This is a genomic window from Psychrobacter sp. H27 (genome assembly GCF_059072655.1).
In genome coordinates this window covers 1,417,364-1,441,641 of sequence record NZ_JCACRX010000001.1, presented here as the reverse complement: position 1 = coordinate 1,441,641, position 24,278 = coordinate 1,417,364, and the positions used below count along the sequence as shown (strand labels likewise).

Annotated in this window: 15 protein-coding genes and 1 pseudogene; 11 read left to right on the top strand and 5 right to left on the bottom strand. The window is 43.7% G+C overall.

The window, feature by feature from the left end; translation table 11 throughout:
* Window positions 1-119 precede the first annotated feature (119 nt).
* The 6 genes and pseudogenes from AC5JPY_RS05765 to AC5JPY_RS05740 all read left to right on the top strand — a co-directional run.
* Window positions 120-1,181 (top strand): annotated as a pseudogene (locus AC5JPY_RS05765) (methyl-accepting chemotaxis protein); the annotation flags it as partial.
* Window positions 1,182-1,297: 116 nt separating this feature from the next.
* Window positions 1,298-2,236: a CheR family methyltransferase gene (locus tag AC5JPY_RS05760; RefSeq protein ID WP_443525649.1), complete on the top strand. Its 939-nt coding sequence runs from the start codon at window positions 1,298-1,300 to the stop codon at window positions 2,234-2,236.
* A 30-nt stretch (window positions 2,237-2,266) separates the two neighbouring features.
* Window positions 2,267-9,214 carry an Hpt domain-containing protein gene (locus AC5JPY_RS05755; protein WP_493852312.1) on the top strand — a complete coding sequence of 2,316 codons (6,948 nt, stop codon included), beginning with the start codon at window positions 2,267-2,269 and terminating at the stop codon, window positions 9,212-9,214.
* Window positions 9,204-10,208 (top strand): chemotaxis protein CheB, encoded by a 1,005-nt coding sequence (locus tag AC5JPY_RS05750; protein WP_443525651.1) that lies wholly within the window; start codon window positions 9,204-9,206, stop codon window positions 10,206-10,208. Before AC5JPY_RS05755 ends, AC5JPY_RS05750 begins: the two co-directional genes overlap by 11 nt.
* Window positions 10,209-10,221: 13 nt before the next feature.
* A complete protein-coding gene (locus AC5JPY_RS05745; protein ID WP_443525652.1) occupies window positions 10,222-10,719 on the top strand; it encodes a hypothetical protein in 498 nt (165 codons plus the stop codon).
* 145 nt (window positions 10,720-10,864) lie between these two features.
* Complete coding sequence (locus tag AC5JPY_RS05740; protein ID WP_443525653.1) at window positions 10,865-11,386, top strand: cytochrome b; 522 nt, start codon at window positions 10,865-10,867, stop codon at window positions 11,384-11,386.
* Between the two features lie 190 nt (window positions 11,387-11,576).
* On the opposite strand, the gene minE is transcribed toward AC5JPY_RS05740, so the two are convergent.
* The 5 genes from minE to yihG form a co-directional block, all read right to left on the bottom strand.
* Window positions 11,577-11,867, bottom strand: coding sequence for a cell division topological specificity factor MinE (minE, locus tag AC5JPY_RS05735; RefSeq protein WP_319050905.1), 291 nt, complete (start codon window positions 11,865-11,867; stop codon window positions 11,577-11,579).
* A 2-nt stretch (window positions 11,868-11,869) separates the two neighbouring features.
* Window positions 11,870-12,682 (bottom strand): septum site-determining protein MinD, encoded by an 813-nt coding sequence (minD, locus tag AC5JPY_RS05730; protein ID WP_319050904.1) that lies wholly within the window; start codon window positions 12,680-12,682, stop codon window positions 11,870-11,872.
* A 406-nt stretch (window positions 12,683-13,088) separates the two neighbouring features.
* A complete protein-coding gene (minC, locus tag AC5JPY_RS05725; RefSeq protein WP_443525654.1) occupies window positions 13,089-13,922 on the bottom strand; it encodes a septum site-determining protein MinC in 834 nt (277 codons plus the stop codon).
* An 80-nt stretch (window positions 13,923-14,002) separates the two neighbouring features.
* A complete protein-coding gene (locus AC5JPY_RS05720) occupies window positions 14,003-15,088 on the bottom strand; it encodes a hypothetical protein (protein WP_443525655.1) in 1,086 nt (361 codons plus the stop codon).
* Between the two features lie 374 nt (window positions 15,089-15,462).
* Window positions 15,463-16,428, bottom strand: coding sequence for a 1-acylglycerol-3-phosphate O-acyltransferase, YihG family (yihG, locus tag AC5JPY_RS05715; RefSeq protein ID WP_443525657.1), 966 nt, complete (start codon window positions 16,426-16,428; stop codon window positions 15,463-15,465).
* Window positions 16,429-16,951: 523 nt separating this feature from the next.
* Between yihG and AC5JPY_RS05710 the strand changes: the two genes are divergently transcribed.
* The 5 genes from AC5JPY_RS05710 to AC5JPY_RS05690 all read left to right on the top strand — a co-directional run bounded on the left by AC5JPY_RS05710 (window position 16,952) and on the right by AC5JPY_RS05690 (window position 24,256).
* A complete protein-coding gene (locus tag AC5JPY_RS05710; protein ID WP_319050898.1) occupies window positions 16,952-17,608 on the top strand; it encodes a YiaD family glycine zipper/OmpA-like lipoprotein in 657 nt (218 codons plus the stop codon).
* Window positions 17,609-18,009: 401 nt separating this feature from the next.
* Window positions 18,010-19,467 carry an imelysin family protein gene (locus AC5JPY_RS05705; RefSeq protein WP_443525660.1) on the top strand — a complete coding sequence of 486 codons (1,458 nt, stop codon included), beginning with the start codon at window positions 18,010-18,012 and terminating at the stop codon, window positions 19,465-19,467.
* 358 nt (window positions 19,468-19,825) lie between these two features.
* Complete coding sequence (locus AC5JPY_RS05700) at window positions 19,826-21,451, top strand: di-heme oxidoreductase family protein (RefSeq protein WP_443525662.1); 1,626 nt, start codon at window positions 19,826-19,828, stop codon at window positions 21,449-21,451.
* Between the two features lie 93 nt (window positions 21,452-21,544).
* The gene (locus tag AC5JPY_RS05695) at window positions 21,545-22,696 is read left to right on the top strand and encodes an imelysin family protein (RefSeq protein ID WP_443525663.1); all 1,152 of its coding nucleotides are present in this window, start codon (window positions 21,545-21,547) and stop codon (window positions 22,694-22,696) included.
* 3 nt (window positions 22,697-22,699) lie between these two features.
* Window positions 22,700-24,256, top strand: coding sequence for a DUF1513 domain-containing protein (locus AC5JPY_RS05690; protein WP_443525664.1), 1,557 nt, complete (start codon window positions 22,700-22,702; stop codon window positions 24,254-24,256).
* Window positions 24,257-24,278: the final 22 nt, after the last annotated feature.

Below are 24,278 nucleotides of genomic sequence, written 5' to 3'. Positions count from 1 at the left end.
CCTCGTATCAGTTGCTTAAGCAGCGCGGTGGTTCAGAGCGTTTGCTTATTGAAAAAGAGACGTTACGTCGTCGTCAAGAAGCAGAAGCAGAGTCTGAACGCGCTCGTCAGATTCAAGAAGAAAACGAACGTAACCAGATCGCTATTCTACGTCTACTTGATGAATTGGGTGACTTGGCAGAGGGTGATTTGACCGTCAATGCTACGGTATCAGAAGATTTTACTGGCGCCATTGCTGATTCGGTAAACTTTGCAATTGACCAACTACGCCAATTGGTCTTGGTTATTAACAGTACCGCTGATCGTGTATCACAGTCCTCAGATCAAACCCAGATGAATGCGGTTGAGTTGGCCGAAGCCTCTGAGCATCAAGCGCAAGAGATTGCAGGTGTATCAGCTGCGATTAACGAGATGACCGTATCAATTGACCAAGTTTCGAACAACGCTGCAGAGTCTGCAACCGTTGCTCAGCGTTCAGTTGCTATCTCGCATAATGGAGCTGCGGTTGTACAGCGTTCGATTGAAGGTATGAACGTTATTCGTGATCAGATTCAAGAAACATCAAAACGTATCAAACGTTTGGGTGAGTCTTCGCAAGAGATTGGTGATATCGTTGGTCTAATCAACGATATTGCAGATCAGACCAACGTTTTGGCATTGAATGCTGCCATTCAGGCATCGATGGCAGGGGAAGCGGGACGAGGTTTCGCTGTTGTTGCTGATGAGGTTCAGCGTCTGGCTGAGCGTTCAGCAAACGCGACCAAACAGATTGAAACATTGGTAAAAACCATTCAGGCAGATACTAACGAAGCTGTTATGTCGATGGAATCAACAACTTCTGAAGTAGTACGCGGTGCACGTCTTGCAAAAGATGCAGGTGAGGCACTAGAAGAAGTACAGAGCGTTTCTAATACGTTGGCTGACTTGATTCAAAGTATCTCAAACGCTGCATTACAGCAGGCTGAGTCTGCTGGACACATCTCTCACACCATGAATATTATTCAGGACATCACCTCACAAACATCGTCTGGTACGATGGCAACCGCACGTTCTATTGGTGAGTTGAGTGAAATGGCTGCAGCCCTACAGGAATCGGTTACTGGTTTTAAAGTATCAGATGATGATGCATTGTTAGATGATGACATGATGAATTCTGAAGAAGTATTATCAGAAACTGTTTAATCATTTGTTGTTAGCATTAGAGCGTCGCTGCTTCATATAGCGCTCCCTCGATGAGACTATTAACTAAAATGCTGTACAGGCTATGATGATGTACAGCAGCAATCATAGCAGGTGACGTGAACAATCGTACTCAACCAGACAGAGCTCCAGTCAATAACGCTGAATTTGCATTGAGCGAAGCTCTGAGGCAATCAGGTCGTTTTGATGCGGGTCAATGGCAAAAGTACATAGAGCACGAGATTGGCTTTGTACTCCCAGACATGCAGCTGCAGTGGTTGATCAATGCAATTGAATGTACGGCAATATCAAATGGACTGACCCTCGAGCAGCTATGGATTCAGCTGCCAAAAAATAGTGAACTGCGTCAGCAATTTTTAGACAAAGTTTTGATTCACGAAAGTCGATTTTTTCGGCACAAGCCTTCCATAGATTTTGTCACAAAATATGCATTACAGCATCAAAATGCAAATGAAGTAGATAGCCCATTTCGTATTTGGAGCGTTGGCTGTGCAAGTGGACAAGAAGCATGGTCTTTAGCTATGAGTCTGTCAGCAGAACAGTTGTCAAACTACTGTATATTGGGAACCGACGTGAGTGAACAGGCGATTATAGACGCACGTTTAGCACAATATGACAAACGGCAGCAGTCTTTAATACCTGAGCGGTGTCAGCAGTTCGTTCAGCCTATAACTACTAAGAGTATAAGTCGTAGGCTGAACACAGGTGGCATAGCTGATCAGTCAAACATGTCAAATAGTACCCAGTCCAGCTGGCAGATAGCATCAGTCTTAAAACCGTATGTTAATTTTGCTGTGCATAACATCATTGAACAACAATCTCCCACTTCGCATCTTCAAAATGTGATCATCTGTCAAAATATGCTGCTATATTTTCGTAAGTTTGATCAGCGTGATATTTTGGCACGGCTCTCAGAGCAGTGTGCGTTAGCGGGTTATATTATATTGGCTCCAGGTGAGGCGTTGTTTTGGCGTCCTTCAAATATGCGCCGTATTGCGCACCCACAGGTTAATGTGTGGCAAAAAATCAGTGCCTAAATTAGTGCCTAGACGAGTTAGGATAAACCTATGAAAAACCAGCCCAATGACATAGTGACGCTTGAGTGGTTGTTGCCACTGTTTGATCAGCAGTTATCACAGATATCTGATGGCTGGCAATTAGAGGCTGATATCGCTAGCTATGAGCAGATGATATCGTACTATCATCAGATAAGTGGTGCATTGATTATGGTTCGTCTTCCTCTATTAGCAGGTCTTGCTAATAAGCTGGGTTTGCTTGCGAGCTTAGGAGACGATGACAGCTTCTCTAGTAAAGACTGCCGGATAGGACAATTTTCTCATAAGCTGCTGCAGCGTGAGTTGAATTACTATACGCGTACAGGCAATTATCACGTTGCTGTAATAGACAAAGCTGCTTATGAGCTGACGCAGGTACTGTCTCAAAGAGGTATAGCAACAGAGCTCATTGTCGATGATACTGATGCTCAGCATGAATATTTAGGTAATGGTGATATTGACGACAGTATTATCAAAAGTATTGAAGTGACAGTACCCATTACTGAAGTTACAACCCGTTTAGTTGATCAGCAATATCAGCAACTGTTATTAGTATGGCGACAGCAAGTACAGAAGTTATTGACTGCTAATGTGAATCAGCCATCAGTACTGAGCGTTCTAGAAAAAGTAGTTCAATATCTCTGGCAGACGACTCAAGATAGAGAGCTACAACGTCTTTGGTACTTGACTCAATTGTGGCTAAATGATCTTGCGCACAACGACACGCCATTACCTGAAAGTTATGCACAACTTCTCAGTCAGTTGGATCATGTTATAGAGTCTTATGGTCAATCAGTGACTTTATCCTCAAGCTTTGTCAAAAGCTTAATTACGACTGTCTACATTGAGCTCAGCTACTTAGTAACGAGTAGCGATCGCACTCAGTCTGTTCTTGATAATGTATCACAGAGCATACCGCCGATATCACGTTTCTTACCGCAAATGCTCAGTGAGCTTGAGACGCTCATTTTTGATTTGGACCAGCCAGTTACTCTAATAAACCCTCTAAAATATATGAAGAACCAGCTTGAGAGTCGAGGTTGGACACAGTATGTCTCGCAAGCTGAATCAATCATTGCCGATTTAGAACAAGTTATCTTTTCAGAGACAGATGCTGCGCAAGAACAATTACAAATTGAGCGTAAGCTACAAGAGTTGTATAACGATATCTATGATATTGAACAGACTATATCGCTCAAAATCGGTGACGCTGCTTCTTTTGCTACAATACCTGAAGCTTCTTATAGTACCGAAAAGCAGTTAGAGGGCGAACCTAAATCGGTCTCTACCGATAGTGAATTACGTGAGCTACGTATTGCCGTTGAAAATATCAAACAAAAATTCAATGAGTACCTACAACGTCAAACGGTTCAGTTATTGCCAGAGATTGCTGAGTTTGACAATATAGCTCAAGCTTTCGAGAATATGGGGTTGTCAGACGTTAGACAGACTATTAATGATATAGGTCATATATTTGCGCAATTACGCACCGGCGATGTCACAGTACTTAGCTGGGACTTGACTCAAGCATTGGCTGAGGGTTTGACTTCTATTGAGCTCTTACTAGATTACCTAGCGCAGCAAGTCTTTGATCAAAAGCTGCTGACACAAGCTAATGAGTATACGATGAGAGCTACTCAGCTTTTGAATGCTCACATAGAAGCACCAGACACAGTCAGTGAGACGTGGCCAATGCAAGCATCAGTAGCAATGGATGTTGTTCGTTATGATGATAGTGGTGAGATTGCGCCTGCTGATGAAAATGATGAGCCAGTGTTAGCACAGGCTATAGTGGATACCAGTGCAAATGCCACTGCTGATACAGAGAGTAGTGATGCATTGATACATGCTCGTGAGCAGGTCAAGCCTGATAACTTTGATATCGATGCAGATATTCGTGATATTTTTATTGAAGAAGTCACAGAGGTAATTGCCGATCTAGAAGACTTCCTTCCTATCTGGCAGCAAGACTCACAAGACTTAACACCATTAACTGAAGTGCGTCGCGGTTTCCATACGCTAAAAGGGTCTGGTCGTATGGTTGGCGCCTTTAGTATTAGTGAGATGGCATGGTCAATCGAAAATCTACTCAATCGTCTGTTAGATAAGACCTTGCCTGTAACAGATGAGGTCGTCAATTTAGTCATTGATACTGCAAAACGTCTACCAGCTTTAGTAACCGATTTTGAAGATCAACAACCGCCAAGTTACGATCCTGCGATTACGATTCTACAAAGTAGTAATTTGATGACGCAGCAGCCTATCAATGCAGGTCTTACTGTGTTTGAGGCAGAAGTTAAAACAGAAGCTACTGAGATAGAGAGTGCCAAGATAGAAAGCACTGAAACAGAAGCTGAATCTGATATAAACAACTCTGCTATGATGGATGACATAGAGCTGGATACGTTACTCTCAATAGGCGGTAATGACGAACTATCGAGCTCTGAAAGTAATAATATGCTGACATCATTATCTGATTTAGAGATTCCGCCCGTACTTATCCCATTCATGCAAGAGGCGACGCAGCTACCAGCTGATGCAAATGATGCAGATCCTGATATTAAAGAAATATTCTTAGAAGAAGCCAATGAGGTATTAGAGGAAATCGTTCCACTATACGAACAGTGGCAGCTATCGTTATCTGATTTAGATGGTTTAAAAGATATCCGCCGCGGCTTCCATACGCTAAAAGGGTCTGGTCGCATGGTAGGGGCAAACTATACTGCCGAGCTGGCGTGGGCAATAGAAAATATGCTCAATCGCGTACTGGATCATAGTGTTGTCGCCTCAGGTGAGATGCGTCAGCTGATTTCAGATGTGTTGAGTACGTATCCTAAGATGCTAACCGCCTTTGAAGATAATAGCCAAAATTATCCAGCCGTAACACCGTTGTGGATTGCTTGTGCTAATGCCTATAGTAAGCAGCATGGCGATGAATTCAGCTATTCTAACTTGTATGAGCAAATAACTACGAGCCCTGAACAAGCAAGTGAGAGTCTGAAAACTGAAGCCATTCAAGAGCCGATACTGGTATCGGACTCAGATGAAACTACTGTTCACTATAATGTTGATGATAATGATGGCGCGATGGATACCACGCTACAGACGATCAATTCTGTCAACGAAAAAATGGCAGAAGCCGCTGTCGTTCTAACGCCTCAAAGTGAAGAGGAAAGAGCATTTTGTAAGATATTTATTGATGAAGCAGAAGAGCTACTTCATCATATCGATCAGTTTGTCAGCGACAATCAAGATCAGTACCGTATTGAGATAACAGATGATATCGTACGTGCATTCCATACCCTACGCGGTGCTTCTGGCTCAAGTGCTTTAGCGGCCATCAGTGAAGTGGGTGCAACGATAGAGCATAGTCTAGAGCTGTTACAACAGCAAGATATTCCTATGAATACTCAGCATCTAGAAGCTTTGGCCCAATCTTCTACATTGATAGATGGGTACTTAAATAGTTACAAACAGAACCTAGAACAGCATAGCGTGGCCGTAGAAGACTCGCAAAGTCAGCAAGACATAGCATCATTGCAAGCCATGCTTGGTGAGCAATACATTATCAGTGATACGGCAGTGATCTCTGATGATAAACCGACGATAGAAGAGTTGCTGGATAGTAATATTGACACGCTATTGGATGCTGAATGGGAATTAGATGATGCCTTGAATCATACAGAAGTCGCGCATACTCAAGATTATATAGCTCAGCAAATCTTACAGATAGACGCTCTCTCTAATAAGGCGCAGGCATTTCCGAAGTTTGTGACGGTTCTAAATGAGCTAGGTAATGTATATAGCTATCTAAATGACAATATCGATAGAGCAGGTGACAAAGATATTCAGGCGACGCTGCACGCTGGTCATGCTCAGCTAGTAGGGCTATTTGATGCCTTGGCCGGTAGTACTTCATTGAAGATCGACCAGCAGGTCATCGACGAGCTACAGAGTATCTATCAAAGTGATAATAGTCTCGAAGATGCAGATAGTAGCTTTACAGTTCGTACTACTGCAGCGCCTGAGCTACAGTTTGAGACAATTGATACCGACATTGAGCTATTAGAGATATTCTTAGAAGAGGCGCAGGAGCTTGATAATGCGCTAGATGAAAGCTTTAATAAGTGGCGTGACGATATCACCAATATCAACGCACTCAAAGTCTTGCAGCGTCACTTGCACACCATCAAAGGTGGGGCACGTATGGCGGGTATCCGCAGTATTGGCGATCTTACCCACGAAGCAGAAAGTGTGTATGAGTCTTTTGTAGAAAACAGACGAGCGCCGACTGCACAGTGGCTTGAGATTATGCAAATGGTGCAAGACACGATGTCATTGCAGGTCATGCATATCGTCAGTCACAAAAAATCTTTCTTTACCTCAGAGCTCATTGAGCAATTAAGAGCATTTGAAAAAGCACCAAGCTTACCAGAAACAGTGGAGCTAATCATACCAGTTCCAAATAATCATTTTGAGCCAGCTGTTGCCGCTCCAGTGGTTGATGTTGATACTGGTACCGAAGTGTTAGAGACCGTAAGTCTAGAGACGATGATTAAGCAGTCATGGGCTAATGGGCTACCTGATCCAGATATACTAGCAGTATTCTTGGAAGAAGCTGAAGAGCTAACCAATCGAAATAAGTATCTGCATTTGTTCTTAAAAGATACAGGCAATACTATAGCGTTACAAGCACTCCAGCGTGATTTGCATACCATCAAGGGCGGTGCGCGAATGGTGACAGCCTCTGGTATCGCAGATTTAGCTCACGAGATGGAATCAGTGTATACAGACTTTGTCAGTAATCGCCGTCCAGCGACCAAAAAAGTTCTAGAGCTCTTAGTAGCCAGTCATGACTGGCTCGCTGATGCCGTATTTATTCTTCAACAACAGGTCAATCCACCAACGCCTACATTGCTGATTGGGGCATTAGAGCAGTTCGGTAAAAACCCTGATAGTCTCAAACAAATACCTAAAGAGTCGCTACAGTCTCAGCGCGAAGCAATTTTGATTGCTAAAGAAAACCAAGACTCTCAGTATCTTGCCAAAGATATCGGCGAAATGCCTTCTATGCTTAGAAGTACTAACGACGAAGATGAAAACGCCAATGACAATGAGATGATTCGTATCTCAGGCGGGCTGATCGAGCACATGATTAACTTATCTGGTGAGTCAGCGATTAACCGTGCGCGTATTGATATGGGCATCAGTAGCTTAACCAATAGTATCGAAGAGATGGGTACCACAGTACAGCGACTGGCAGATCAGTTACGCCGTATGGAGATCGAGCTTGAAGCTCAAATTTTGTCCCAGATAGATGAGGAGTTGATTAACAATGAAGACTTTGATCCTCTAGAAATGGATCAGTACTCATCATTGAACCAGCTGTCTAAATCTTTGACAGAGTCGGCTTCGGATTTGGTGGACATTAACCATACGCTATTAGAAAAGACCCGTGATAGTGAAGGTCTGTTGCTACAGCTTTCACGAACACAGACCGAATTACAAGATGGATTGATGAATTCGCGTATGGTTCCATTTACGCGTTTGACACCTCGTCTTGAGCGTATTGTACGTCAGACAGCCAATGAGTTGAACAAATCCGTCGATCTAACAATCATCAACGCTGATGACGAGATGGACAGAACCATTCTAGAGCGTATTACCTCGCCACTTGAGCACATGCTACGAAATGCGGTCGATCATGGTATTGAAACGACGTCGACGCGATTGAAAGCAGGCAAGGAGCGTAGTGGACGTATTACTCTCGAGGTACACCGAGAAGGTGGCGAGATCGTTATTCAGCTATCGGATGATGGTCGCGGCATCGATGTAGAGGCAGTCCGCAATAAAGCAATCTCTCAAGGTCTTATCGATGCAGACGATGACAGTCTCTCTGATCTAGATATCATGCAATACATCTTTAATGCAGGCTTAAGTACTAGTAAGCAAGTGACACAGATCTCTGGTCGCGGTGTTGGCATGGATGTTGTAATCAGTGAAATTCGCCAACTGGGCGGTTCGGTTTCAGTGGTATCGGAGCTTGGTAAAGGTTCTAGCTTTACAATGCGCTTACCATTGACGGTGGCAGTATCTGATGCATTGGTGGTACGTGCAGCAGATCGTTACTATGCCATACCATTGGTACAGATCGAGCGTGTGGTACGTGTCAACCCAGAAAAGCTCTATGATTACTATCAATCAAATGATGCGACGCTAAACTTTGAAGATACTGATTACCGAGTACGTTATTTAAATGAGATTTTATCAGGCAATAAGCTAAATGAGCTGGTGGTGAATACCAATACCAGCCTACCGCTGATCATCATCAAAAACCGTACAGGGCAGAATATTGCTCTACAGGTCGATCAGATTGCAGGGTCACGTATTGAAGTGGTTGTGAAGCCTTTGGGACAGCAGTTATCGAATATACCAGGTATCTCGGCCGCTACAATTATGGGCGATGGCTCAGTGATGCTTATCTTAGATTTGATTGCTTTAATGCGTAATGCACAATTGGGCAAAAACACCTTAAAGTCCGCGAATGCTAAACGAGGACGCATAGAGTCCAAATCGACTGTTCTAGTAGTCGATGACTCTGTTACCGTACGCAAAGTGACCTCACGCTTCTTAGAGCGTCAAGGCTTCAATGTGGCAGTCGCAAAAGATGGTATTGATGCGCTTGAGATACTACAAGACACGACGCCAGATATGATCTTGCTAGATATTGAAATGCCGCGTATGGATGGTTTTGAGGTTGCAACCCAAGTCAGACACAATGGTCGATTGCAGCATATTCCAATTATAATGATCACATCACGTACGGGTGAGAAGCATCGTGAGCGTGCATTAGAGATTGGTGTGAATGACTATATGGGTAAGCCATTCCAAGAAAAAGAGCTGCTTGAAAAAATACAGAAATTGCTAGGTAAAGAGGCAAGCCTGACTAATGAAGGATAATGCACGTGTTTTAGCACTGCGAGAGAAAAACAAAAGTGATATCAAAGTGCTGGTGGTGGCAGAAGATCATCGCCAGCGTGTGGCTTTTTCGGATACCGTGCGTAGTTGCGGTTTCACGCTTATAGGATGTGTGTCACGAGTGCAGTGGCAAGAAAAAAGTGAGCTGTCTAATATACCTGTTGATATTTGGCTGATAGATAGTGACTACGATGACAGTGTCGCAACAGCAACGTTAGTATCTAAACCAGCAGCTGTGCTGGTGGGCTTTAGTCAAGCCCCTTATCTCAATGAGGCACAGCAATATGCCAAATGGCAACGAAAACTAAAACGTAAGTTTGCACAACTACTGGCATTACCGGCGCTATTAGATACGCCAGTCCGTAAAAGTGACGTCACCGAAATGGACTGGGAGTATGTCGTGTTTCTAGGAGCCTCTATGGGTGGACCTAGCGCGGTAAAAGAGTTTTTGGATAATGTACCAGCCACCCTACCAGTTTGTATCTTATTGGCGCATCACTTTAATCAGACGATGATTGGTACATTACCCCGCATACTCAATCGCCATAATGATTGGGGCTGTGAGGTAGTTGCTTCCTCACAACGTTTGAGAGCAGGGCAGTGCCTTATAGCCCCTATTGATAAGCAGATTGTCTGCGACTCGACAGGTCGGGTGATACTACTAGAGCAGGGGTGGAGCGGTGAATATAAACCTGCCATTGGTCAGCTTATCAAAAATGCTAGCGATGCTTACGGTAACGAGCTGATAAATATTGTCTTTTCAGGTATGGGTAACGATGGTTCTCAGTATCTCGACCTAATTCAAGATAATAATAGCCAACTATGGGCACAAGATCCTGCTCTAAGTGCGTGTCCAAGCCAACCCCAAGCCATTATCGACTCAGGATACTGTAGCTTTATTGGCAGCCCCAAAGAGTTGGCACAAAAACTGTCTGATTATATTGGTGAAAGGCAGCAAGCCATTCACGCTAACTGATTGTGAGCGACGTATGAAACAAATTTTAAAACATTCGTTTGAAGCGGTAAGTCTACTGACCACGAACAATGGTATGCTTGAAGTCACTATCGTGCCAGCATCTAACCAGCCTGACTGGATTATTCCAAGCGCTCTAATTTTGAGCGTAGAGGATCATCAAGAACGCACCACTATATATGACTGGCAACAGCAAGCGCTGCCTGTGTTTCATTTGTTGTCGAAAGATGAGGTGCCAGAGCGAATTATTGTGTTAGAAGGCAATACAGCTGAACATCGTTTTGCTCTACAAACAGCAGGTGAGCTGCAGCAGTTACAAGCTCGTATCTCTGATGTTAAAGATGTTGATATTCCTAAGCAGATGTTGAATAGCAGTACTGACGTCTTGGAGGGGCAGTCTAATGAAGACATCGTGCTCTCTTATTTATATCAAACGGTCATGATTGGTGATAAGACGTACCTAGTACCAGATTTAGATAAAATCGCGCATAACTTGGCTAATTTAGACAGTTAAATGCTCGTTTAGCGTTAAGGTGTTTATCATTTTATCGCTACAGCTTGACATATCGGTTGTTTTTTATCTTGTGAGGGGTAGCCATCCTATTTATAATATTGAGTAGTAATAACTTATAATAAAGATAAAGACAATAGAGCCGCTCATGAATAATTCTAACGTATCAAAATGGTCTCTTAGTAGTCGCATATTTCATTGGATCAGTGCGCTTTTGCTGTTGGTCACGTGGATTATGATGTTGCTATACGAGAATCTCGATGGCAGCTTATACATCGGACTTCACAAATCGTTCGGGATAAGTTTATTATTTTGGATGATTGCACGAGTCATCAATCGCCTGTTTGTTAAAGCACCACCATCAGTACCAATGCCAAAGTGGCAGTCACTGGTCTCTAAGTTTTCCCACTTTGCCCTCTATGCCATTTTGATCGCTATGCCGCTTGCTGGTCTACTCATGTCTGTATACGGTGGACGCCCTGTCGACATCTTTGGGCTATTTCAGATACCTGTTTTTGTGACTCCTGATAGAAGTTTGGCACGTTTTTATAATGATATACATACTGATATCATCTGGCCTATGATTATTGGTTTTACGGCACTTCATATTGGTGCAGCCCTATATCATCAATTTATCAAAAAAGACAATCTAATAGCGCGTATGAAATAAGCCATTATCGTTACTCATTTTTCTAATATGCACATAGATATGAAAAAATATATTGATAAACTTATACAAAGAAGCTCATATAAAGCAATCTATATAAAGAAAATACAGCCAAAAAAAGCCCTAAGTATATGACTTAGGGCTTTTCTATATCAGACATAAATTGAGACGTTAATGGTCTGAATACATAAACTTACTTTTTGTGTTCAGGTAAATTAATATTCATCTCTAATACATCTAGGCTGTCTTCTGAACGATGGTTAATGTTCACATCATCAATCTGTACACCGTTGACGTACTTATTAACCACTTCTAGTATTTCACGTTTCATTTTTTCGATACGATCAACTGTCAGTCGGTTATTCAGACGGTTTTCGCTAGCTACGATAACCTTGAGGCGCTCAGTTGCCAAATTAGCACTACCAGCGTTACTGCTGTCGTCAGTACCAAATAGGCTACTCCAAAATCCTTTTTTCTTAGTCATCATTAACCCCCAAACCAGCGCTGCAGTAAACTTTTCTTTTTCACATCGATATGACGTAACGGACGCTCTTCACCCAAAAAGCGAGCGACGATATCATCATAACACTGACCAGCCACAGAGTCGCTATAATGAATGACAGGCTCGCCATGGTTAGACGCTTCGAGCACTGAATGGCTCTCAGGCACAACGCCGAGCAGTGGTACTTTTAAGATATCATTTGAGATGGTATCGATGTCCATCATCTCGTTTGCAGCGGCGCGCTCCGCATTGTAACGAGTGATCACCAGGTGCTCACGTACAGAGCCTTGGTTCTCTTCGACTTTTTTGGTCTGGCTCTGCAAGATACCAATGATGCGATCTGAGTCACGTACTGAAGAGATTTCAGGGTTAGTGACGATAATGGCTTCATCAGCGTGATACATAGCCAGCTGCGCACCGCGCTCGATACCAGCAGGTGAGTCGCAGATGATATAGTCAAACTGTTTAGACAGCTCAGCCATAACCTCTGATACGCCTTCGTCTGTTAGCGCGTCTTTATCACGCGTTTGGCTAGCAGGAAGGATATACAAGTTCTCAAGCTGCTTGTCTTTGACAAGTGCTTGTGACAAACGTGCGCTACCAGTAATGACATCGACAAAATCATAAACAATTCGGTTTTCACAACCCATGATCAAGTCTAGATTACGTAGACCTACATCAAAATCGATCACTACCGTCTTATAGCCACGCAATGCTAAACCAGCGGCAAAAGAGGCACTTGTCGTGGTTTTTCCCACACCGCCTTTACCTGAAGTGATTACAACTATCTTCGCCACAATGGCACACTCCTATGAATCAATGGGATATCTGTTATATAAATAGCACAATTGCATGGTATTTATCTACTATATATGTACTATCTGCGAAGCTAGCCTAGCATAAATAAACAAATATTTATAGCAAGTCTATACTAAAGCAGGAAAACAACTGATATATGAGCTATAGAGAGTTTCTACTTAAAAAAACACACTGCTAATAATGATCATTTCTATTCGCTTCATAAATCTATAATGGCACTAAAAATAATAGCAAAAATAGCAGCTGATAATAGACCAACTATAATAATTGATTCTATGTACCTCGCGCGTCTTATACTATAGCTTAATCAAGCACACCTACCTTACTCAGTTTACTTTTCTAAACCATCACTTAATCGTGTATTGTTTTTAACAGTATTAAATTCTAAGCCTCATCCATCACAGTAAATACCAAGCCTTCACCTTCTATAAACTTTACTTGTACAGGCTTGTCAATCACGTGCTCAGGTAGGTTGTCCCGCAAGCAATAAGTGCCTGCTACAGAAACCAGCGAAGGATTAAAAACCTGACAAAAAATACGCGCGTCTTTGTCACCTGTTGCGCCTGCCACCAAGCGACCTTGAGCGCGGCCATATACGTGCAAGCTGTTATCAGTAATCGCTTCAGCACCGCTATTGACACTGTTTGTCAAAATCAAGTCACCACCGACATGGTTTAAGCTCTGCCCTGAGCGTAGCATCTGGTCATAGATCAAACTGGTAATATGCTGAGCGCTAGTAAGGGTATCAGCTGGCATCTCAGATATAGTCGTTTTGGTCTCTCGTTCATTGGTCGCTGTAACGTCTTTTACATTATCGTCGCTAGCTGAGTCTTTGTTGCTGTCTTCTGCTGGCTTATTGGGCGTCGCAAGTGCTTTCTTACTAGGTATGATACGCTCAATGCGTTTGCCATCTGCTGGAAATATAGCCAAGCGCTGTTCGCGAGCTTGGTCATCGAGTACACCTGTGACCACACCGATAGGTTGTAGTCCCCATGACCATAGCAACTCTACCAATGCAGATAAATCTTGCTCAACGTCGCTATCAATAAGGATGGGGATATTACTCGACTTGTTGCTTAGCGTGTCAGCCAGCTGGGCTTCAATAGCACTTAGGTCATCTGTACTGAACTGTAAACGCGAAAAAGTCAACATTTTGCCGTATAAGGCTAAGGCAGGGGCTGTGTTTGTTGTTTGGTTTTTATTATCTGAAACTGTCATATATAAACCCTTAAGAATAATTCTATCGCTGTATCCACAGCGTCATTTTTATAATTGCGTCATGCGAGTCGATAGATATACTACAGATTTAGCATATCTTGATGCTTCCATTGCTGTACTTTTACTTGCGCTTCAAATTCAGTCAAACTGTCATCAATGATACTCGAAATCAGAGTATCGAGCGCAGTATTATTGGTATCTATTTGCGCAATACCGCTAGCAATAGCAACCATCAATGAGTCGAGGCGCTCAGGGTCAAGCAGACGCTGATTTAATGCGTAAACGACATTGGTGCCGACGTTGTGCCCGATACTCTGCAATTGTGATTCAATTAAGCTGCCAGCGATAGGGATCATACGCAAATAGCGTCGTAGCTCAGGGGTATTGGCCAACCCTTCTTCAATAGCATTGCCCATCTCATCGGCTAATATACTACCACCACCTGATGAAGCGGTGAGCTCTTGTAATTTTGGGGCAAGCTCCGAGCGTAGCATGGACAGCACGGCGGCTTCGATTTCAGCACGGTTGCGCGTGATAGCCGATTCGATAAATGATTTATGTGCTTTGGGATCGGTCAGTTGCTGTCTAAAGTTTTGGATGGTCGTTAAGATGACACGATCAGATAGCTCCTCTAGCAGTAAATCGATATAGAACTTAATACGATTGATCCAGAGCTGTGGTAGCACTTGATAGCCAAGCTGATAGAGTCGGCGTCCGATAATGACTGCTCGGAACAACCGTAATGCACGTAATTGCGGAAAACAACCTAATACTTCATACCAGTGGACAAAAGGAAAAAAGAACCAGCGGTAGTAGACTTTGTTTTTGATGGCGATAGCCCAGCGTAATAACAGCTCGGCAATCAAAAATATAGTAAAAAACCCACCAGCAGTACGCAATGGCTCATGCAAAGTGGTTTGATACCAGTTTAGTCCGTCATTCACAGACAGCCACTGTGCAGCGTTATTACTAAAATCGCTCATCAACACCGCATCAATACTGATCAGTAATAGATCAATACTGATTACGATGAGCATCACGATGTCGTAGGTAAGCTTCAAGCGGCTTGGCTTTGGACGATTTGGCCTTGGCGGCTCACTAGGTGTTAGGTGAGGCGAAACCGGTGCTGCAAGAGGCGGGCTAGTAGGAGAGGCGGGCACAGTCATACCTTATAAGTGATAAATGACACAAAGAGTGAGCAGATTTTCGATAATGACTAAAAACAATTATCGAAAATTTATCAGTTCACGAATAGTCACATTATCAATGAATAAGACCAAAAAACAACCCATCTATGAGTAAAATTTACGTATCCTAGTTAAAGATGTTTTATACAATTATAGGAAATAAATATGCCTCATCAATAAAAAACGTACTTCATCACATTGGAATGGTCTGCAACCGCTGTGGATAGCGTATTACTAGATGGCTGATTTTAATTATCTATATCACTCTAAGTTACAGTATTTTTATAGAGGTAATACCCTTATAGGAAATGACACCCCCATAGAAAATGCCTATCACGTTGCCAAGTGATGGTTTATTTAGCGTTTTGAGGCTCAGGATTGGTTTCAAAATCAGCCAACATGTCGGTGATACGCTGATCTTTTTGGCGCCAGATTTTTTCAACCCAATCGAACATCTGCGCTTTTATATCATCATCATTTTCGTAACCACCTTTTTTGATACCATCGAACAAAGTATCCGGTATATCGATATATCTTAGATCTACCCCCAAACGCTTGATGTTACCTTTCCATAGATCACCATAGCTTGGTACACCGTCTGGATAGACAATAGTCACATCCAATATGCCGTCAATGTCTTCTCCTAACGCACTGATTGCCAATGATAAGCCACCTGCACGTGGTTTTAGCAAATGAGTATATGGAGAGTGCTGCTTTGCGTGCTTGGCTTTGGTAAAGCGTGTTCCTTCCAAGTAGTTGAGCAAAGTAAAAGGCTTGTCCTTTAATAGCGCACAGGCACGTTTGGCCTCTTCAATATCTTTACCTTTTAGTGCAGGGTTTTTGGCGATGGCTTCTTTGGAGTGCCGACGCATCATAGGGAAGTCTAAAAAGTAGAAAGCCTGTCCAACGATAGGAATATAAATCAGCTCAAACTTGGTAAAGAAACGCGTGAGTGGCAGGCGCTTTTCGCCTATATACTGCACGATGCTGGTGTCGACCCATGATTGATGATTGCTAACCAAGAGGTATTTGCCCTCAGTATGGATATCATCAGGTAGGCTAATGCGCCAGTCCTTACGAGGTAACATGTCATCAATCAAAGCGCTATTGCTGCTGATCCAGTAGGTAGCAATCTTGATAACGGCTTTGTCCGCGATGGGAGCACCAGTAATGACCTTGCCAACACCCATTAACCATAAGGGAATACTACCACCAAAGCTATTAGCAGCAATGACGCCCGTAGCCGTGGCTAATGACACAGCCTTACCCAGCTTAGGAGTACGTTTGTGCATTTTTCGAATGGTAGATGTCAGGCGCATGCTTGATCCTCTTGTTCAATCTAATTAATAAATGAGTCTTACATTGTGGGTGTCAATGTATTTGGGGTCTACCGAATCTATCTTCATGATTGACGACTGATAGCAGTCAACTAAATAGTAGTCAGACAAAAGCTAACGTTATGTAAACGGTCATTCGATGTCTACAATTTGATGTCTACAACTCGATAACTATTGTTAGATGCATACAGACAGTCGACACCTGATGTATGAGCCGTTTAGCCATGATAAATTCGCTTAGATAATTTTAGCAGAAACAATTGGTAGTGTACGACTGTAAACGTGACTAGCGATAGCAAGTGATTACTATGAGACAGCCAAAGCTCCTACAGCTGGTTGCAAGACAACCTGCACTTCTCATACATAGGTGTGACAAAATATTACACACAGTTAGATTGGAATTGCCATAATAATGACGAAAGTAAATAAGTACTTATGAAAGATTAATGGACAATCTTTATAAAAAGCACGATTTATAACATTTTTGAATTTAAGAGGAAATATTATGCGTAATACATTAATGATTGCAGCAGTAGCATCAGGTCTAGCATTGAGCGGTTGTACTACTGATCCAAACACTGGACAGCAACGTTTGAACAAAGCCGCTTTAGGTGGTTTGGTCGGTGCAGCAGGCGGCGCAACTATCTCAAAAGCAACTGGTGGCGACAAAACTGGTCGTGATGCAGCAATTGGCGCAGCATTAGGTGCAGGCGTTGGTTACTACATGGAGCGTCAAGCTCGTCAGCTTGAACAGCAAATGGCTGGTACAGGCGTAACGGTTGAGCAAAATCCAACAACTGGTAACATTGATCTTGTAATGCCAGGTAGCATCACTTTCTCGTTTGATGATGCAACACTTAGCTCTTCATTCAAGCCAACACTAGACAAGCTTGCTTCAACGATGAACCAGTACAATCAAAACACGATCACCATCGCTGGTCATACTGATAGCAAAGGTACTGCCTCTTATAACATGGGTCTATCACGTGACCGTGCTTACTCAGTTGCTAACTACTTGACCGCTCGCGGTGTTGCGTCTAACCGTATCAATGTTGTTGCTTATGGCGAGTCACGCCCAGTTGCAGATAACAATACTGATTATGGTCGTCAGCAAAACCGCCGTGTTGAACTAACGGTTAATGCACCGCAAAGCGTAAACTAATCAGTAATTTGATTTAGTTATCGCATACACATTCTCAAATGTGTTTTCAAAAAGAGCCAGCAATATGCTGGCTCTTTTTTTGTGTTGTATTTGGTAGGAAAAAGTTAAAGATGGGAATGCAGGTTGGTCATTACAGCACAGCGATGTAAGGCGAAACTTTTATGACATCATAAATATCAACCACAGATTAATTATTATTAATATAAAATTAATCATTGATAATGATTATCAATAACACTATAATTTATCAATATTTTTATCGCTATAAGGTCGTGTGCATCATTGTGTGGGATAAACGATAAAAGTGTACGACCATACCAGCTTGCTATATATGGCTTGCTTATCGATGTAAGAATGCTACCTAACCAAACAAACTTTTTGCTATATTTTTGAGGATATGTATGACGATTACCACAGTAACAAACCGTAAGATTCTACCAACTACGTTAGCTGTTGCCCTTGCAGGATTGTTAATGGTGTCGGGCTGTACCAAAAAAACCGATGAAGATACGGCTACTGCTGAAGCGCAGACAGAGGTTGTTAGTGCAGAAGCGGGCGATAGTACTGAGATGTCAGCTGCCGAAAAAGCACATATTGACAGACTGGCTATCAGCTATGCCAATATGGCTCACGCCGCTTACAAAGACTCGTTGGATACCGCCAAAGTACTACAGACAGCGGTAGATACATACGTTGCGACGCCAACACAAGCTAACCTTGATGCGGCAAAAGCTGCCTACAAAGCAGCGCGCCAGCCGTATTCACAAACCGAGATTTTCCGTTTTGATGAAGGGTTTGTGACAGCAAATGACAAGCGCGCGATCAACAGCATAGATAGCTGGGAAGGTCAGATCAATGCTTGGCCATTAGATGAGGCGCTAATTGACTATGTCAGTGATGATTATGAGGGCGAGTACAACAGCCAAGAAAACATCATCAACAGTGACAGCGTGACAGTCGGTAGTATTAATCAAGACACCAGTACGATCACGCCTGAGCTACTTGCAGAAATGAACGAGATCGGTGGTAGCGAAGCCAACGTAACGACTGGTTATCATGCGATTGAGTTTATGCTATGGGGTCAGGATACCAATGGGGTAAAAGAAGGCGCGGGCAATCGCCCAGTGACAGATTACGTCACGGAAGCTGGTCAATGTACTAGTGGTGATGCGGTCAATGAAGATGCTAACATTTGTGAGCGCCGCGGTGAATTCTTAAAAGCTGCGACCCAGTTATTGGTTGATGACCTGACAGCGATGGAAGCCCAGTGGCAACCTGAAACAGATAATACTTTACGTAGTGATTTGCTAGCGCGCAAATACGATAATGGTCTACGTCAGATTATGTACCAAATGGGCAGCTTAGCGTTAGGCGAGTTGGCTTCTGAGCGTATGCAGGTCGCTTTTGTCACAGGATCTACTGAAGATGAGCACGAATGCTTTAGTGATTTGACGCATTTGAGCTATGCCAATAATGCACGCGGTATCCAAAATGTCTTTAATGGTAGCTATCAGACTGTCACTGGAAAGACTGTCGGCGGCTACGGCATCAAAGAGTATCTCATTGATAATGGGCATGTAGAAGAAGCCGAAAAACTGGCCGCTGAATTCAGTAAAGTTGAAGGTGCGTTCAACGTTATCGCTAACAAAGGCGAGAAAGAAGGGATTAAGATTGACCAAATGATTGCCACTGTTGGTCAAGCCAGTCAAGAAGGTATCTCTGCTGAAGAGCAAAATATTCGTCGCGGTTGGGTTGAGGCTGGTATCAACAGCTTGCAAGAATTGACTGCTGGTATCGAAAATGCGGCAAAAGCAGTCGGTATCGATAACTTAGATGCGGATGCAGGATCGCAGTTTTAATTTCAGTTTTAGCGATTAAGGTCTTTTATTCTATTGATGGTATCCATATCATAGTGGTAAGTGAGTAAACCTACTGCTATAAAAATGCAGATTGGATTTTATACGTACGTTGTCGATCACAGTCGGCAACGTATTTTTGTAAGAACTAAGTTTGTAATCACTAAGTTTGTAATCACTAAGTTTGTAATCACTAAGTTTGTAATCACTAAGTTTGTAATCACTAAGCCTGTAAATATCAAGTTTGTAAGTACTAAAATAGACCAGATACATCGGTCTTCTGAATCCGTATATGGATACCTATCATATTATAGGTATCGATTACAGTGGTTCTACTCTAAAACCAAGGCACACAATTTTTATGAAAGCCATTGATATCCCATCTTTTCGTTTGTCTTCTATATTCATGCGCAGTTTGCCGCTCATCATAATGAGTACGGTCGCACTAAGTGCGTGTCAACCAACCGATAGTACGCCAAGTAATACTTCGGAGAGTCAAAGGGCGACCGCTACTAGTGATAGCTCCCAACCAATAACCTCTGAGCGTGCTCAAAATATTGAGGCACTTGCTGGCATGCCCATGCAACAGCTTGTCAGCTTTGATCCACAAGAGATTAAACAGGGCGGTGACACCGGGATCAGCATCACGAGTGCTGAGAGCTATTCAAAGCCGTCATCAAACTTGGCGGCTTCACGCAAAGGCATGTTTTTTATTGGTAATGCGTTCTTTCGTCAGCCTTGGGTTGTAGCTCCTGCTAGTACAGATAGCCGTGATGGACTGGGTGCGCTGTTTAACGTTGCGGCTTGTCAGTCTTGCCACATCAAAGATGGACGTGGTCATGCACCGATGGATGCCGATGATGATGCGGACAGCTTGCTGGTACGTCTGTCTATGCCAGCGACGACCGATGAGCAGCGTAAGCAGTTGCAGGACTCGCTCATTGAAAAAGTCGTTCACCCGATGTATGGTGGGCAACTGCAAGATCGAGGTATTCAGGGCGTCCCTGCTGAAGCGAGAATAGCAGTACAGTGGACTGATAAACCAGTCACTTTTGCTGACGGACATATTGAGACGCTGCGCGCACCCACATTTAACTTGACCACCCCTGGATACGGTGCTCTTGATGAGGCGATGATGGTATCGCCGCGAGTGGCACCGCCGATGATTGGACTTGGATTGCTAGAACAAATCCCTGACGATGATATTAAAAAACAAGCCAAGAACAATAGTGATATCAGTGGTAAGTTCAATTGGGTTATGGATCCACAAACCGGTAAGCGTGCGCTTGGACGTTTTGGGTGGAAAGCAGGTCAAACGAGGCTGCTGACCCAGAACCAAAGTGCGTTTAATGAAGACATGGGTTTGACGTCAAATATCCGTCCACATGAGTCTTGCATGCCCACGCAGACTGCCTGCCTAAATGCGACTACTGGCGCTGATGAGCAAGGGAATGGCAAGCCTCCTGTCGAAGTGAACGATGACGTGGCAAAATTCGTAGAGTTTTATACCCGTAATTTGGCGGTGCCACATCGCCGTGACGCGGATAGTGAGTTGGTGCTGGCTGGCAAAAAGCATTTCTATGACATGGGGTGTCAAAGCTGTCATACCCCAAGATATCAGTTGCCAAAAACCGACGATGATCGTCTTGAGCAACACGGTCAAGTGATTTACCCTTACACAGATTTGCTGCTACATGATATGGGTGATGAGCTTGCTGATCGTACAGTTTCCGGTAAGCTACCATCAAAAGATGCTCAAGTTGAATTTTTAGCCAACTCTTATGAGTGGCGCACACCGCCCTTATGGGGTGTCGGGCTTGCTCAAACGGTTGATCCGCAAGCGACGTTCTTGCATGATGGTCGCGCGCGCACGCTGATGGAAGCCGTACTATGGCATGGCGGAGAAGCCAAAAAGCAGCAACAAAAGGTATTGAAACTAGACAAGCAAGGTCGTACAGAGCTCAATGCATTCTTAAGGTCACTATAGCGTGATTTTACTGCGTACTATCGTGCGCCACCTGTTTTGAGCAGTCATGCAACAACGATATAAATTACTACCTATAAAATTACCGAGAACCCTATGAAAATGAACCACGCTTTGGCAATGGCACTATCTGCATTAAGTGCTGGACTGCTAATCAGCTGTGTCAAACCTGCCGACGAAAATAAAACTGCAGAAGTGGACAGCCAAGAAGTAGTGCAAGAGAATAGCGCTGCTAATGGCTCAGCAGAAAGCAGTAATGAAGCTGCTGAGCAGATCGTTGCTGTAAACATCAGTCCTGAGACCCAAAAGACATATTTGACACATGTGGCAGAGGATATCGTGATTCCAGCGTATGCCGATGCAGCACAACAAAGCGATCTGCTCAATGAATTGGCGCAGAAATATTGTCAACAATCACCAGTAAGCGGTGATGAGTTGCAAGCATTGCGCGAGCAGTGGCTGGTACTAGCACAAGCATGGTCAAGTGCTGAAATGGTCAACTTTGGTCCCGCTACTGCCAGTATGAGTAACTTATATATCAATTACTATCCCGACGAGCGCGGTCTGGTGCATAGCGGTGTCGCCGACCTAATCGCTGCTAATCCAAAACTAACGCCAGAGCAGCTCGCCGGTGAGAGTGCGATTGTGCAGGGTGTACCAGGATTAGAAGAAGCGCTGTTTGCCAATGAGAGCTTGGATGCTGGTCAATGTGCTTATGTAATCAGTGCCAGTAGTGCTCTGAGCACACGTCTAAAAGCCATCGAGGACAACTGGCAGCAGAACGCGACTAACTTATTGGCAATAGATAAGACAGGGGAGAGCGACCAAGGTTTAAACCAATGGTTTAACTCTTTACTGTCATTGATTGAAACGATGAAGTCCAATGCGATCGATCAGCCACTGGGTCTGACGGGCAAAGCAAAAGGTCACCTGCCAGCTGCTACCGCGGGTCAAAGCCGCGCTATTATCAATGCAAAACTAGATGCGATTAATAAAGCCATGACTGACCCCGTATTGACAGCGATTCTTGGTAGTAATGATGAAAATACAGTTGCTGATAACCTATCGACTGCGCTTGCCGAAGCGACGACACTACTAGCACAGATGCCAGAAGATATATCAGCCGCAGATAAAGATGACCAGCAGGCGCTCTATGATCATCTGACCACCATCACTCGCCTAATCAAACGCGAGTTAATCCCAGCACTCGGTATCCGTGTGGGATTCAATAGCACTGATGGCGATTAGACAATGTCTACTATTAATAGGAACACAATAGCGTTAATGCCCAAAGCGCGCGATCAAGCATATAAGTCAGGAGCAAGATCAGCAAGCCATGAGCTACTGACGACGTCCGTGCTGTCTATAATTGGCACGACAGCACTTGTTGGGCTACACCATCGTTACCGCAAGCAGCAGAACCCCAATGCTAGCCTGCAAGATTATATGACAGGTCTCCGCACGCAGTTACGGGTATCGCAATCGGCTGATGAGACAACACCAATGCTCACGCGCTTGCGCTATGCTTGTCAGCAAGGGGCGGCGACATGGCGGCAGGCTTATCATCATACTATAGATAATGCTGATCAGTATGATGCCTCCAGTTTTACTGATATGCATACGACGACGTTGCTAGCACGACCAGTTAGCTGGGTTAGCGGTGTTGCATCCATGCCAAAAAACCACACATCACTGAACCAAAACGAGCATGATTTTGGTGTGGTGGGTATCGATGCTGATAGGCAAATGGTGTGGCAGACCACTATGCCTGAACGTGTTCATGACATCGTCGTTCAACCTGTATCCGTCAATGTACCTGAAGAGCAAGCTCAGCATAGCAGTGACCACCAAGGTCGGCACGTTATTGTAATGGGTCGTCGCCCTAGCGAAAAATTCTGGGTGCTGAGTACAGCAAATGGACAGGTCCAGCATGCAATCAAAGCTGATATAAATCGCCATTTTTATGGTCATGCCTGTTATAGCCTAGATGGCAGTTTGCTCTATGTGACTGAAAATGACACTGTCAGCCTAGCGGGTAAAATCGGTATCTACGATGCCAATAATGCTTATAACAAAGTAGTAGAGTTTGACTCGCATGGTATCGGCCCGCACGAGCTGATTATGCATCCAGATGGTGATACATTAGTGATCGCAAATGGTGGTATCAAGACCGAGCAAGCCTCACGTGAAGAGTTAAATCTAGATAGCATGCGACCCTCGCTAACTTATCTAAACCGTCATGACGGGTCATTAATTGAGCAAGTGACTCCTGAACATAACCAGATGAGCGTGCGTCATTTAGCGATGCACAAGGATGGCTCAGTGATGATCGGTATTCAGTTCCAAGGTGAAAAGCACATCAATGTACCATTGGTATTGACCCACAAGCGCGGTGATAGCCATTTCACACCATTGACTATGCCAAACAATCAATGGCAACGTTTTCATCAATATATTGCGAGCGTAGCCGTCGATAGCGATCGCAATTTGCTTTGTGTGACCACACCAATTGGTGGCTGTGCAGCGATTTATGATTTACATACTCGAGAGTTGATTGATGATGTAAACCTACCAGACTGTGCAGGGGCATCAATGCTAGCTGACTCCAATATACCAACTCACAGAGCCAGTGATCCTATGGATTCAGGATTTATCGTCAGTGACGGTCAAGGACAATTAACGGCATTGAGAGTCACGCCTGTGCCAGAAACAAAGTCAGAGACGAAAGTTACTGAGCACCGTGAGCGTATTATAAAGGACAGTAAATTGCACATGATGTCCTTTGACAACCATTTGCAAGCGTTGTAGATTTTGTAAATGTTATAAGCGC